The organism is Klugiella xanthotipulae, from assembly GCF_006716695.1.
GTDB classification, from domain to species: domain Bacteria; phylum Actinomycetota; class Actinomycetes; order Actinomycetales; family Microbacteriaceae; genus Klugiella; species Klugiella xanthotipulae.
Map to the genome: position 1 here is coordinate 546,039 of NZ_VFPN01000002.1, position 15,103 is coordinate 561,141.

Below are 15,103 nucleotides of genomic sequence, written 5' to 3' on the forward strand. Positions count from 1 at the left end.
CCGCACCCGGATGCCACGACCGCGCCACCGACGCTAAGGAGCACTTCGATGACAAACAGCCTGCACATTAACGGCGAGTGGGACACGGGGTCGGGCGAGGCCATCCCCACCCTCGACCCCGCGACCGGCACCGTCATCACCGAGGTGGCCAGCGCCACCCGGTCGGAGGTGGATGCCGCGGTCGCCGCCGCCCGCGCCGCCCTCGGGGCCGCCGAGTGGGCCGGGCTGCTGCCCGTGCAGCGCGCCGCCTTGCTCTTCCGCCTCGCCGACCTGATCGAGAGGAACGCAGAAGAACTCGCACAGCTGGAAACCCGCGACCAGGGCCAACCCATTGGCGTCTCGCGGGCCGTGAGCGTGGCCGGGGCGGCCGAACACTTCCGCTACTACGCGGGTTGGGTGACCAAGATCGAGGGGAGCACGACCCCCGTTTCCTTCCCCGAGACGCTCGCCTACACGAGGCGCGAACCCATCGGGGTGAACGCACTCATCACCCCCTGGAACTTTCCCCTGATGATCCTCGCCTGGAAGCTCGCCCCGGCGCTGGCCACCGGCAACACCGTCGTCATCAAGCCCTCCGAGGTGACCCCACTCACGAGCATCCGGCTGGTGGAGCTGGCGGCGGAGGCCGGGTTCCCCGCCGGTGTGGTCAACCTGGTCACGGGCGGCGGCGAGACCGGCGGATTCCTCACCTCACACATGGATGTTGACCACGTCTCCTACACGGGGTCCACGAACGTCGGTCGGATCATCGCCCGGGCAAGCGCCGACTCTAACCTGAAGCGCCTCACCCTGGAGCTGGGCGGCAAGGCCCCCAGCATCATCGCGGCCGACGCCAACATCGACGCGGCCGTGGCCGGAAACACCGCGGGGGCCACGCTCAACACGGGCCAGGTCTGCGCCGCCTACACCCGCTTCTACGTGGATAAGAAACGCGAGGATGAGTTTGTCACCAAGCTGGCTGCGGCCGTCTCTGCCCTGTCCGTGGGGCCGGGGGCCGACGAGCAGACCCAGTTGGGGCCGCTCGTCTCGGAGAAACACCTCTGTCACGTGGATCGCCTGGTGGGCCTCGGCCGCACCGAGGGGGCCGAGCTGGTCACCGGCGGCCAGCGACTCGACCGCGAGGGCTACTTCTACCGCCCCACGGTATTTTCGGGTGTGCACGACACTATGACCATCGCCACCGAGGAGATCTTTGGACCGGTCCTCTCGGTCATGGCCTACGACGGCGAGGATGAACTGGACGACATCATCGCCCGGGCCAACAACACCGAGTACGGCCTGGCGGCGACGGTGTGGACCAACGACATCCGCACCTCGCAGCGGCTCGCCAACGGCATCAAGGCCGGCGCGGTGTTTGTGAATATGCCGCCCGTGCCCGATATGGCGGCCCCCTGGGGCGGCTACAAGGCGAGCGGTTGGGGCCGCGAGATGGGACCGCAGGCCATTGACGCCTACACCGAGACGAAGGCGGTGTGGCTGCACTACGGGCAGTCGTAGGCCGGGGCTCGCGGTGCGTCCCGAGTGCCCCGGCGATGTTCCTGAACTTGGATCTGTCACAACGTCGGAAATTTCGTGCATAATTCTGTCCTGCGACCAGTCGTGCGGGAATGGTGTTTTACCCGGATTCTCTGGCCATAAATGACCGCCACCAGTCGCGGCTCCGGTGACGAAGGGATCACTCCGCTTTCAACCCGGTACTGAGTCTCTGCCCGGTCCTGAAACGTCAACTGCCCTCGTGGAAACATCAGCAACGCCCCTTCCCGTTGCTACCGCGCTATGACACCACCACCAGCAGTCCATGAACATCCTGGTTCGAGGCTACCGTCCAGATTCAATCTGGCTACGCCAGCTTCCGCCTACAACTCAAGCCTTTCACGGTAGGGAACTTTACCCAACGGCCGCAAGAAATACTGTCCTTCATTATCTCTATAGGCTTCAACGAAAACAGTAACTTTCTCGCCAGCAACGTAAGTGTCGTTCTCAATATATATTGGATCGATATTACCAATTGATTCTTTTTTTATATCGACAAAAACCCCCCACCTATAGACATCGATAACCACCCCCTGAACTATCATGCCTATTGTTTCTTTTTTTTCACGCTCACTGCTAGCCATAAAGTGACCTCGGATACTGATTAAGAATATCGAATTGCTCTTTAGGGATTGCTACTTCAGAGTTTGGCACACCGTTATGCCTACCAATATGCTCACTGAAGTGGGCATCGAAATCCGCCCTTGGTATTGCAATTTCTATCGGGATTGGGTCGTAGCCTCTATAAGTCGAGTAGTCAGTCGCTATGCGTTCTCCTTCTGAACCGAGTCCGAAGTATGCCCTGCCGTTGGGATACCCCCATCCGCTTCCCGGGTAGTCTGCTGGGTCAAACCCATCTCGAAGGACCCTATCAGTCGTTCCTTCCGGTAGGGCTTTGTAAATCAATACAGAGTCCGGTGCCCCACCAATATGTGCCGTGGTGGGTAGGTCTCCGAGTGGCCGGGTCGCGGCGGGCGGTAGCACCCTACCCAAACCCCCCGGGACCACAGCCATCGCGAGTCCCGCACCAAGACTACTCGCCGCACCCTCCAGCGTATGCGGCCCCGGACCCGTCAGGAACGCGTACGCCGTCGAACCAACAGCCTCCCCCACCTGACCCGCGATCTGCGCACCAATACCCCCACCCACCATGTGGTGGTGGAGGAGGTGGGGGCGAACCACATCTCTACGTGGGGTAAATCGTCACTTGTTTTAGGGGGCGTATCCGCTTTAATAAGCCTCTGGGGTGAACGTAAGAGTGAATAGTCCTGAAACTTGCTGACGAACTGAGGGTCTCAGTTAATGTTCCGACGGATGACACCGCCCTTTTCTTCCACGTTCGGAACCTTAATTATTTCCCCGAACGCAACCTTGCGAAGCCCCTCAGTGACAACTAATTTCCGGCCAACTTTCAGCATGGACTCAACTAGCTCTGGAGCCAAGAAGGTTGCCTTGTACTGCCACTCTTCGCTTGAATCGACAACTCGTTGAAGCAGAATGCTAAACGCTTCGGACTCTGATTCAGCGTCTTGTTCTGGGTTCGGCCATAATTCAAATCGGCAAGTTGAAGCGTAGACTCCTTCGGTATTTGGTGGACCAGCCCGACGTCCGCCACTCTCTTTTGGCAACCACGCTAACCGAACTATAATAAGCGGATTATCAATATTCTTAATCATTCCCACAACCTAATTCCATCCATATTTTTGTTTATAAGCTCTAGGACATCCTCTTGAGCATACATCCCCGGCCCAATTCCATCGAGGTTCTGGCCGATTAGCTCAAGCCGGTCAAAAACAAATCTAGGGATATTCGTCTCGAGTACAACACCATCACCCTTGAGGAGCTTTTGCACCCACTGTTCAGCATAATCCCCGGTGGTGGTAAAGAATTTCCCCTCCATACCTGCACCGGTAGCCCAAATTCCGGTATCCGCGATCGAATCAAATTCTGCTCCATCAACGCCCCTAAAGACAGAAACAGATCCTCCAGTCGATGGCGTCAAGTTATCTAGTTTACTCGCGGCTCCGCCGCCGACGGGTAAGTCTCCGAGTGGCCGGGTCGCGGCGGGCGGCAGCACCCTACCCAAACCCCCCGGGACCACAGCCATCGCGAGTCCCGCACCAAGACTACTCGCCGCACCCTCCAGCGTATGCGGCCCCGGACCCGTCAGGAACGCGTACGCCGTCGAACCAACAGCCTCCCCCACCTGACCCGCGATCTGCGCACCAATACCCCCACCCACCATGCCAAAGACACCACTAATCGCGACCTGGCCCCAATCCACACTGCCCGTGGTCGCCTTCTGAATGATCGCATCCACACCCGCGCCCAGAAGCGCACCGCCCAGCGGCCCACCCACCCCCGTCGCGATGAGCACCCCACCCGCAATGACCATCGCACCACCAGCCAGGTACTCCCAGTTATCGCCCAACCACTCACCCGCAGCCGCCAACGCACCATTATTCGCGTTGTTATACGCCGCAAGTTCCTCATCCGTCACCGGACGCAACCCCGTCGGATCCGATAAACCTACGGGGTTATTACCCGCATACGCATACGGATTACCCGACCACCCCGCACCCAACACCGGCTCCAACGGATCCACCGACAAAAAACCACGCGTAGCCGGGTCATAGGTACGAGCACCCAACCACTCCAGACCGCCCACACTCACACCACCCGAGGCCGTCAGATCCACACCCACAGGGAGCAGACCGGCGAGGGCACCGGCCGCATCCGATTCCGCACCACCGGCAAGGCTGCCGGGCGCACCGCCACCACCACTGCCCGGGACGGGCGTACCGGGCACGGCCGCGGCACCAATCACCGCCCACGGGTCTACAACATCCGTCGCCCGCGTCGCCCGCCACCCCGGGGTGGTCCACACACCACCAATACCGGTCACGCCCCCAGACACGGGGAGAACCTGTGTCTCACCAACGCCAATCAGCATCGGGAACGGACGGGCGGTATCCCACCACACCGGCACCGCCGCCGGAGCGGTACTGCCAGTGCCGGTTGCGGTGATCTCGGCCAGCTCGCCTGTGGCATCCACCCACAACTCGTGCTGACGCGTTGTTACCCCGCTGGTATTCGTCGCGGTTACCCGGGTGAGATACCCGCGCGGATCCCACACATAGTCACACCCAGAACCGTCGCTTGACGCTTCACGGATGCGCCGACCAGAACCGTCGTAAGAGTAGCGGGTCGTCACGCCACCGTGGATGGTACTCAGCAACTGGCCCGCCGCATCATACGTGTACTGGCGCTCAGCACCGCCCGCACCGCGTTCGGTGACCAGGCGACCGGCGGCGTCGTAGGTCCAGGACGCCTGCGCGGCGACGCCGCCGGTATCCGTCACGGCTGCGACCAACTGCCCAGCCCCGTCGTAACGGTACGTTGTGGTGGCGTCGTGGGTGACGGACGTGATGCGGCCGTCCTCGTCGCGGCCTATGACGGTGCTGCCCACACCCTCGGCACCGGTGCGGGTATGGGCCGTGAGCCACCCGTCCGAGTACTCCCAGGACTGGGCCAGGTCGCCCGCAGACGAACTCACCAGGCGGCCTCCACCGTCATAGGCGAAGAACGCCTCACCCAGGTGCGGGTGAGCGACGCCCGTGAGGTTCCCCGCCCGATCGTGCGTGTAGCGGGTGGTGGTTCCGGTGTGATCGGTGAACGACACCCGCCGACCATCCGCATCGTAGGCCCAGCTCATCTCGCTCTCGCCCCGGGTGCGGCGGATCAACTGGCCGCGACGGTCATACTCCAACGCGTGCTCCACAGCCCGGCCGTCCGTGCGGGTGTGGTCGGTGAACTGCACTCGCCGCCGCGCGGCATCCCGCGACACGGAGGACACCAGCCGGCCATCAATACTCACGGTGACCTGCCGACCGGCCGCATCATACGTCCAGGAGGTGACGTGCCCGTCGGCATCCGTCTGCGTCAGCTGCCGACCGGCCGCGTCATACGTCGCGGTTATGACCCGGGCGAGCGGGTCGGTCACAGAGTCCACCTTGTCGGTACTCGTATACGTACGGGTCGTGACCCCGCCCACCGGGTCCGTGATCCGCATGAGACGACCGCGGGCATCGTACTCGTAGCAGGTCTTCCCACCGACACCGTTCTCCACCCGGACGAGCTCACCAGCCAGGTTGTAGCGGAACCGGCGCGTGCCGTAGTAGGTGTCCCGCGAGAACGTGAGGCGGCCCACCCGGTCGTAGCCGTAGTGGGCCACGCCCCGGCCCGGGGCCACCCGCGAGATCAACCGGCCCGCCGCGTCGTAGGTGAAGGACTCCACCTCACCGGTCGGCAGGGTGCGGGACGCGACGCGCGAATCGGCGTTGTACGACAGCGTGGTGACGGCACCCAGCGGATCAACCGTCTGCCACGGGCGCCCACACTCGTCATACTCGAACCGGGTCTCGGCACCCGTCGGTGACGTGATCCGGATGATGCGGCCCGCCAGGTTACGTTCGAGGCGGGTCAGCCCGCCCTCGCCGTCCACCAGCTCAACCGGGTTACCGGCCCCGTCGTAGGTGACAAGTTCGGCCGTGCCGTCGGCGGACTCCGCCCGGGAGGGGCGGCCGAACTCGTCGAACTGGAACGACATCGAGGTAAACGCGTCCGTGAGGGCACCGGTGCCCGCGGCACGGTCGGCGCTCGCATCCAGGCGCACCCCGGTGGGGTCAACAACCGCGGTGAGCGCACCGTTTGGGCCGTACTCGCGCGTCCAGTCGTGACCGCCCGGGTCGGTAATCGCCGTCAGACGCGACAGTGCGTCGTGCGCAAAACCCCACCTGGCCCCGTCCGGCAGCACCACGTTAGCCACGTTGCCCAGGTCGTCGAAGGAACGCTCGATGACACGCCCCAGCGCATCCGTCGTGCGGGTGAGCTCACCGCTTGGCCCGTACGTCATCTCGGTGCGGGCACCGAGCGGGTCAACAATCGCCGTGACCCGGCCCACACCGTCATGTTCGAACCGCCAGAGGGCACCATCCGGGCCCTCGCGGGCCGAGAGCTGCCCCGCAGAATTGTAGGTGAACCGTGTGACGCTGCCGGCCGGGGTAATCGCCTGCACCGGCCGACCGGCGTGATCGCGAACGATACGGGCCGAGGCGCCGGTCTGGCTGGTGGTGGCGATCAGGTCGCCCCAGTCGTCGTAGGTGAATGAGACGGCCACCCCCACCGGGTCAACCACCCGGGTGAGCAGGCCGCCCGTCCAGGTCATCTCGGTTCGCCCGCCGAGGGGATCCCGAATCACCGACGGGTTACGGTCATCCCCGGAATACTCGTACTCAACGACACTTCCGGACTCGGTCACCAGTGTCGTCACCCGGTCACGATCATCCCACCCGTACGTGATATCCGCACCCTCTGGCGTGACCGTACGCACCTTACGCCCACGCTCGTCATACGCGTGCACCGTGACGCCACCGTCCCGCGCAATTGAGGACACCAGGTTGCCGTGGGAATCATACGACATCGATTGACGCCGGTCCTCGCTATCAAGCACGCCCACGAGGCGGCCCTTGGCATCGGCGATCCACGAGTTCGACCGCGACCCGTCCTCATCCGACACCACCGTCACCCGACCCGGCAGATACGCAAACCGCACCCGACGGCCGTGCGGAGACACCTGGAGCGTCACCCGGCCGGAGTCGTCGTACTCGTTCCGAGCCTCCACCACACCGGAGGCCGCCACAACGGCCTCAATCAGGCCCGCCTCGTTCCACCGATACGTACGAACCCCGGCCGACGAGTGTACCTCCACGAGCCGCCCGGAGTCGTCGTACACGTACTCCACCCGGCGCCCATCCGAGGCCTGAGCCACGGCCACCCGGCCATCCGCATACTCCACGTCGATGAAGCGGCCACGCTCGTGTGCGAGGCGGGCGACCTCGCCGTCGGCACCGCGTACCACCCGCACCGCGGTGCCCGGGCCCGAACTGGAACCCAGCCACACTCCGGCGGGCGTGAACTCCCACCGCGACCCGGCGTTATCCCGCACCACCAGAACCGAGCCGTGCCCGGCCTCCGGCTCTACCACCAACCAAAAGTTCTCGCCGCGCGCGCGATCCCAGCCCGCGCCCTGGCGCGGGAAATGAACCTCGCGCCCGTCACCCATCCGCCAGACCGCCCCCTCATCGGAGAGGGTCAGCGCGATCTCCACGACCGAAGACCACCCGGGGCCAAAGACCCCCACCCGCGAGTCCAGCGAGTTATACATCCGAGACAGCCGCAGGGATGCAGCCCCACCAACACCACCCAGATCGACCTCGGGCTCGATAAAATTACCCGTGGCCGTGTTCACCGGGTCCATCGAATACCCCGTCGTGGGCGGTGCCCCAAACGCCGTCGGCGGATCAATCTGCAGGGCCGAACGCGACGCGTTCACGCCCGCCGCGGCCAGGGCCGAGCCCAGCGCAGCATCCGACACCCGCGACACGGCAGCCTCACCGCCAGCCGCCGCAAACGCAGCCGCCAGGGTGTTCGCCCACGTCGCATCGTTAGCATTAGCCAACAACCACTTGTCGTAGGCCGTCACCACTCCCGAACCGTCCAGGGTGCCCCACTGGCACTGGGCCACAAAATCCGCGAGCGTGCCCCGCAGCGTTCCCGGGGTCGTGCTCAGCAGCTGATCCAGGCCCGAGATACCCGTGGCGAATGAGCGCAGACTGCTCGGCCGGGCCGCCGAGGTGCCGCCAGCCGCACCGCCAGCCGCCCCAGCCGGGGTGTCACGGGAACCGGACGTGGGCGCGGGGGCCTCGTGGCGCGGGGCTGGCTGAGGCTTCTCGGTGGGGGCATCCTCGCCACCCGTAAAGAAATCGCTAATGTAATCGCCCACGCTCCGATTGTCCTGGCGTTCCTCCCACTCCCGCGCACGCCGACGACGGGCATCCTCCTCGGTGGCGGCATCCCGCAGCTCCTGCGCATACGTCGCCACCAGCCGCAACGCCGCCACGAGGCGCGTCGCGTCACTCGCAGCTGTTGACGCATTCGCCGTAAACAGGTTCGCAAAGTGGCCTTGGAAGTCCTGCTGCCCGGTCGTAACGTAGGAGGCCCGTGACGCCGACTGCCCCTCAACCGTTGAGGCCGCGTTATTAAACGCCGACACCAGCCCGTCTGCGGTGCCGTAGTTGAAGACCAGAGGGTCGCTGCCGTGCATTCCAGACATAAACTCACCTTTCCTGGGCCCGTCAGCAGGGATGCTACGCACCGCACAAATAACAAAGCAACAGCCACGATACCCCAGCACACACCCCGGCCCCGACCGCCCCAGAGCGTCTCGCCAAAAGCCCACCACCGGGCCCCGGATTTCACCTGCTCACGGCGATAACCCCCCGGAAACACCCACAACAACTATTTTTACGGGCGCTACTCGACGGGAGTGCTGCCCTCAGCATCCCGCCGAGACACCCGCAGGATGTGCTCGTTCAGGTACGAGATCACAACAGCCGAGGCCGTACCCACGATCACGATTCCGCCCGCCATCAACATCACGGCGTAGAGGCGGCCCAGACCCGTGACCGGGTAGGTGTCGCCGTAGCCCACGGTGGCAACCGTCACACAGGCCCACCACAGTGCATCACCAAGCGTGGTGATGGTGCTGCCGGGGGCATCCCGCTCCACCCGCAGGGTCGCGAGAGAGATGACGTAGATGAAAACGGCGGCGTAGCAGGCGGCGTAGGCAACCACGCGCGTGCGCACCGCGGCACCGGTACGGTGGCTCAGATACGGGATGTCGCGGAGCACCCGGAACGCCCGGAAGAGCGGCATCAGCACCGAGAGCAGGTCGGGCACGGTGGCCCGCACAAAACGCCCCCGTTGCCCGCGTGGCGTCAGCAACCAACGGGCGACGTAGTCGAACAGAAAAATAAGCCAGGTGGCGATAACCACCGCGAGAATAATCGGAGAAAGCCAGCCGGGTAGGCTGGGTACTAGCACCAGCACCGAATAGGCCACGATAAACAGCACCCCGCACACCAGCAGGGGAGAACTGGTCGCACGCTCCCAGCGGGCGCGCCGAACCACACGGGGGTCGGGTTTCTCGGACCTCGTCATGCGGCGGCCACCTTTCCGGGTGAGGAAATAATACCCCGCACCCGGAAGGAACCGTGGCTAGCCGACCAGCGCGTTAGCGCTCGCGTGAGCGGGTGCGGGCGCGCGGTCGCCAGCCACCCGCACCACAAAGTCCGCGAGCTCGGGCAACGAGATGGAGGCGTAGCGACCCTCGCCATCCCGCGGCTCCTCGCCGATGGGCCAGAGGATACGGTATCCCTCGATCAGACTCACCTGACGGGCGGGATCGGGCAGGAGCGCCAAACCAGCCACACTGCACCTGCCGCGCCCTCGGGGCCGCGCCTCGGAGCGACCCTCCAACTGCTCGGCCGTGGGCGGCTCGGTGAACTCGCCCTCGTAGACGTGCAGGATGGGGTGATCGGTGTCGTCCTCAATGTCGATGACGGCGGCCGCGTAGTAGAGATCACCCACCCGAATCGAGACGGCATCACCGACGCGGAACGCGGTGAAGTCTTGGAAAACCCGCGGCACGCGCGTGATTGCGGCGGGCGCGGAGGTGAGGAGGGCCTTGATCGCCGGGGAGTCACGCCAAAAAGCGTCCGACAGCACCACGTTGTCATTGAGCTCGTCGATGGCCGCGAGCGCACGCCGCGTGATGCCGGAATCGGCGAATCCGTGGGCGTGGAGTTGGACGGCCAGGGCAACGAGCCCGACGTTGCGGGCGTTGATATCGGCCTCCTCGGCGTCGATCAGGCAGCGCCATCGGGTGAGGACGGGCCCGAGTACCGAGCCTTCGGTGGAGGCCAGGGACCGGCCTTCGAGCTTGGCAACCGCCAGTTGCGTACGCGTACAACGGGCGATGTCCTGGTCGAGAGCGTAGACGAGACTACGGGAGGGGATCTTGTCGAGGACGAGCTGATGCTTCATGACACCCAGGGTAGCGGCTCCGGCGGGCAAGGAGCATATCGGACCCCCCACCCACGCCTCCCCCCGGGTGATTTTTGTCCGCCGGACCGAGAAAATAACTCGGGCTGGCGGACAAAAATCACCGCAGGGCTGGGGATGTTGGGGGGAGGGCCGGCGAGGCGGGGGCCGCCAGGGCGGGGACCACAGGCTCGACAGCCAGAGACTCGGCAGCCCGGGCCGCCGCCACAACCTCCCCAATGTACGGGGCACGCACGGTCGTCGAGACGCGGCAATCGAGCACGCACACCCCCGTCGCACCGGCGGCCACCCAGTGTTCGAGCGCGCGCAGATCGGTGAGGGTCGTGACCGTGGCCGCCGTCGCACCCAGCGAACGAGCAACCCCCGCAAAATCAACCTCGTCGATGAGCATGGGCCCGGTACCCAGACCGCGCGAACCGTACTGGTGAATCTCCGCCCCGTAGGCCGCATCGTTGAAGACCACCACGATACCGCTGCGCAGGGTGCGTACCACCGTCTCAAAATCGGCGAGCGCCATCAACGCCCCACCGTCCCCCGTGCACAGCACCACCGTGCCGTCGGCCACCGCAGCCCCGACACCAACGGCGCTCGACATCCCCAGACCAATCGATTGGAACGCCGTCCCCACCATGACGAGACGGTCGGGTGCGGAAATATCCCAGTAGCTGGGGGCCCAGCCGAGGAAGTGACCGCCATCCTGCACCACCGTGCGATTGGCCGGGATGATCTCGTTGAGACGGCGGGCCAGGCTGCGCGGGTCGAGGCGACCGTCACGGGCGACGGCATCCCCCGGCGGGCGCTGCGCGTGAGCCCCGGCGGCAACCTCGGGCATCCGCTCCCGCCAGGTGGGGCCGGAGGGGCGAGGGCTCCGGGCAACGCGCTGGGCGATCCGGCTGAGCGCCACCCGAGCGTCCCCACGCACAAAGGTGTGTACCCCCTCGTGGGTCGCCCTCTCTTCCCGGTCAATCTGGATAATATGGGCACCCTCCCCCCAGAGCGCCCCGAAACTGCGGGTGAACTGGTTGAGTCCCGCCCCCACCACGAGCAGCACATCGGCCTCGGCCATCAGTTCGGCGGCGCGGTCGTAGGCGAAGCCGCCCGCGATGCCCAGGTCGGCGGTGCTCTCACCGAAGAGGCCACGGGCCAGGAGCGTCGTCGCGGTAAACCCGCCGAGCAGGTCGGCGAGGCGCTGCGCCTCCGGACCGGCCCCGGCCAGCCACGCCCCCCGACCGGCGAGCAGGAGTGGGCGTCGGGCACCGAGCAGGGCGTCGCTGGCGGCGGCAATCGCGGCGGCCTCCGGCTCCACAGGGGCGATCACCGACAGCGGCGGGAGGTCCGCCTCGGGCAGCGCCGTGGCCGTTGCCCGGTCGTAGGGGATCGCGAGCACCGCCGCCGTGCGGTGCTCGCGGACATAGTTGAGGGCGCGCATCGCGGTGGCAGCGGCATCCCCGATGCCCACCGTGAACGTGCGCGCGCCGAGAGCGGCGGCGGCCCCGGGCTGGTCGATATCCCAGGGGCGGAACCCGGTGCTGGGGGCATCCCCCACCACAAGCAGCAGCGGGATGCGCGCCTGTACCGACTCCGCGAGCGCCGTAAGCGTGTTGGTGAACCCGGCCCCGTAGGTCGCGGTTGCGAGGGCCACCCGGCCGCTCGCCCGGTAGTAGGCGTCCGCGGCGGCCACAGCGCCGGACTCGTGCCGCACGGCGGTGTAGCGCACGGCGACCGCAGCGAGGTCGCCCGCGTCCGGGCCGCACAGCGCATCCAGAAAGTGTGCGTTGCCGTTACCCATCACCCCGAAGCAGTCGGTGAGGTGCGGGGCGAGAGCCCCGGCCACCCGCATCGAGACGGTTACCCGGTCGGGGCGGGCAGGGTCGGCATAAACGGGTACGACAGAAGACGGGTGTGTCATGGGGGCTTCCTTCTCCAGACAACGGACAGATTTCCGTGTGTGTCTACGGGCCGCCGTCGCTGGGGGCATCCGCGCTGTTGCCCCTTTTTCGAGCAACGACATCGAGAAGGATGTCGGACCCACGTACTGTACCCCGCATCCGTCACCCAGTTCAAGCCCCCGGCCCACCCGGGCTACTCGCCGAGGGCGCTCCGCCGATACTCACGCGGGCTCGCCCCGTAGGTGCGGCGGAAGAGGGTGGAGAAGTGCGTCGCATCCACAAAACCCCAGCGACTCGCCACCTCCCGAATCGTCTCGCCCTCCCGCATCGGGTCGGAGAGATCACGCCGACTCATTTCCAGCCGCCGCTCCCGAATCCAGGTGGCCACGCTCGTACCCTGCTCCCGAAAAAGGTGGTGTAGGTGACGGGTCGAAATGAAGTGGTGGGCGGCGATGACGGCCGGGGTAAGGTCGGCGTCGCCCAGGCGCGCCATGATGTGTTCCCGGATGCGCATGGTCTGTTCCAGCCGGGCGCAGGGTGTGACGGCCGCCGAGCCGCCCGCCCCCGCGGTTGCGGCCACCACCCCGATGGTCTCCACAAACGCGGCCGACACCATCTCCACGACCGACTGGGTCACGCTCAGGCCCGTGCGCCCGCCCAGCACGGCCAGGTTCTCCGCAATGCCCACCAGAAAGGGTGACACGATGCGCCCCAGCCCCTCGGACCCGGCGATGCGCACCCCGCCAATACCCGCAAGCGCCCGCGGCGGCAGGGCAATCATCTGCTGCGGGAAGATAACCACGAGCGTGCGGGAGTCCACCGGAAACTCGCGCCGATAGGGCAGCGTCGAATCGTACACGGCAAAGTCACCCGGTTCGAGCACCCCGTGGTTGCCGTTCTGCGTCACCGTGCTCCTGCCGGTCAGCTGCAGCGAGATCGAGTACACCGGGTCGGCACCGGCCTCGGCCAGGCGGCTCGTGCGCTCCAACGTGTGCGGCGACGCCCACACGTTAAAAAGGCGGATGCCGCCCACCCGGCACGTCTCGATCCGTGCAGAAAAGTGGTCGGCATCCACGCTCTCGATCACGAGCGGGAGGAGCAGAGAGTTCACGGTCTGTCGCCACTCGGACAGACCGTGAACCTCCGCCACGGTGGAGAAGGTGGTCACCCGAGGTTCAGCTTTCCGATCACGGTGACGTCATCATTCGGGATCATATCGGGAACGGTCCAGCCGTTCTCGTCGTACTCGCTCATCAGCTGCTCGGCAAACCTGATGAAGTCGCCGGTCATCCCGCGCTCGGTGGTAACGGCGTCGATCTCGATGCGCACCTGCTCGTGGTTGCCCTGATAGTTGCGCTCGTACAGCTGGTGGCGCGAACCAAACTCGGTGCCCGTGGCATCCCACATGGCCTTGAGTGTCTTAACCCGTTCGAGCGAGTCCACCCCACCCGAGCCGCGCACGTATTGGTCGAGGTAGGGGCGGATCTCCTCATTGCTAAAGTCGGCGGCGTGCGACGGCAGGTAGATGAGCGCCGAACCGAGATCCTGCTGCACAATCTCCAGCACCCGCGGGTACTGCGTGGTGAGGAACCAGGAGAACGCCATCGAGGCCACCCGGTCGGGTTGTACGTACCCGTCAATCCAGGCTTCCGGCTTACGCGCCATCGCCTCGGACAGCGACCAGAACAGGTGCCTGATGGCCATCACCTCACCGATCCGCGTCTGCACCCCGCGGAAGTCGCGCGACCCCGTCATCTCCAGCGACTTCACGAGCAGGCCCGTGAGGAAGTCCATTTTCACGGCCAGACGGGTGCAGCCGTGCAGCAGCAGGCGAGCCTTGAACCCCGACTTGGTGGAGTAGTTCGACACCTTATCGAGATCGCCATAAACGAAGATGTTCTCCCACGGCACCAGCACCTCATCGAGAATCAGGATGGCGTCGTTCTCGTCGAGTCGGCTGGACAGCGGGTAGTCGAACGGGCTGCCCACCACATCAGCGGCCATCGCGTAGGAGGCACGGCTGATCAATTTGAGCCCGGGCGCGTTCATGGGCAGGGTACACACAATCGCGAAACGCTTGTCTTTGATGGGCATACCGTAGTGCGCGATGAAGTTCATATTGGTGAGCGCCGAGCCCGTGGCAACCACCTTGGCCCCGGACAGGATCACCCCCGAGTCGGTCTCCCGCTTGACATGCACAAACACGTCCCCCACCTCGTCGGCGGGACGGTTGCGGTCAATGGGTGGGTTCACAATCGCGTGGTTCCAGTACAGCACCTTCTCCTGCGACTCCCGATACCAGCGCTGCGCGTTCTCCACGTACGGGTTGTAGAACTCGTGGTTGACACCCAGCGAGCCGAGAAAGGCGGCCTTGTAGTCGGGCGAGCGACCCATCCAGCCGTAGCTGAGCTTGGCCCACTCGGCGATGGCGTCACGACCCCTAATCAGATCATCCGCGGATTTCGGGGCCCGGAAAAAGGCGTGGGTGTAGCCGCCGCTGCCCGTGTCGGTGGGCACCGTGAGGGCGTCCTTCGTCGCGGGGTCGTGCAGGGCGTCGTATTGGCGGGCGATCATGCGGGCCGAGTTGCGGAACGCGGGGTGCGTGGTCACATCCTTCACGCGCTCGCCGTAGGCGAAGACGGTGCGCTCGTCGCGGATGCTCTCCAGGTATTCATTGCCCGTCATAGGGCGGGTGGTGGGGGGTGTCATGGGGGTCT

At 65.4% G+C, this 15,103-nt stretch carries 9 protein-coding genes; 1 reads left to right on the top strand and 8 read right to left on the bottom strand.

Annotation, left to right across the window (positions count from 1 at the left end; genetic code table 11):
• Positions 1-48 precede the first annotated feature (48 nt).
• Entirely contained in the window at positions 49-1,497 is a 1,449-nt protein-coding gene (locus tag FB466_RS08585) for an aldehyde dehydrogenase family protein (protein WP_141917625.1), read from the top strand.
• A 359-nt stretch (positions 1,498-1,856) separates the two neighbouring features.
• Here the strand turns inward: FB466_RS08585 and FB466_RS08590 are convergent, their stop codons facing one another.
• From FB466_RS08590 to FB466_RS08625, 8 genes are all read right to left on the bottom strand, one after another.
• Entirely contained in the window at positions 1,857-2,117 is a 261-nt protein-coding gene (locus FB466_RS08590) for a hypothetical protein (RefSeq protein WP_141917627.1), read from the bottom strand.
• 711 nt (positions 2,118-2,828) lie between these two features.
• A complete protein-coding gene (locus FB466_RS08595) occupies positions 2,829-3,209 on the bottom strand; it encodes a hypothetical protein (RefSeq protein WP_141917629.1) in 381 nt (126 codons plus the stop codon).
• Positions 3,206-8,707, bottom strand: a complete 5,502-nt coding sequence (locus FB466_RS08600) for a DUF6531 domain-containing protein (RefSeq protein WP_141917630.1) — start codon at positions 8,705-8,707, stop codon at positions 3,206-3,208. Before FB466_RS08600 ends, FB466_RS08595 begins: the two co-directional genes overlap by 4 nt.
• A 200-nt stretch (positions 8,708-8,907) precedes the next feature.
• A complete protein-coding gene (locus tag FB466_RS08605; protein ID WP_141917632.1) occupies positions 8,908-9,594 on the bottom strand; it encodes a potassium channel family protein in 687 nt (228 codons plus the stop codon).
• Between the two features lie 57 nt (positions 9,595-9,651).
• On the bottom strand, positions 9,652-10,479 hold the full coding sequence (locus FB466_RS08610) for a hypothetical protein (protein WP_141917634.1): 828 nt from the start codon (positions 10,477-10,479) through the stop codon (positions 9,652-9,654).
• 118 nt (positions 10,480-10,597) lie between these two features.
• Complete coding sequence (locus FB466_RS08615) at positions 10,598-12,406, bottom strand: thiamine pyrophosphate-binding protein (protein ID WP_141917635.1); 1,809 nt, start codon at positions 12,404-12,406, stop codon at positions 10,598-10,600.
• 173 nt (positions 12,407-12,579) lie between these two features.
• Positions 12,580-13,554, bottom strand: coding sequence for an AraC-like ligand-binding domain-containing protein (locus tag FB466_RS08620; protein WP_141917637.1), 975 nt, complete (start codon positions 13,552-13,554; stop codon positions 12,580-12,582).
• Positions 13,551-15,095, bottom strand: coding sequence for a 4-hydroxyphenylacetate 3-hydroxylase N-terminal domain-containing protein (locus FB466_RS08625; RefSeq protein WP_141917638.1), 1,545 nt, complete (start codon positions 15,093-15,095; stop codon positions 13,551-13,553). The genes FB466_RS08620 and FB466_RS08625 overlap by 4 nt, the downstream gene beginning before the upstream one ends.
• Positions 15,096-15,103 lie beyond the last annotated feature (8 nt).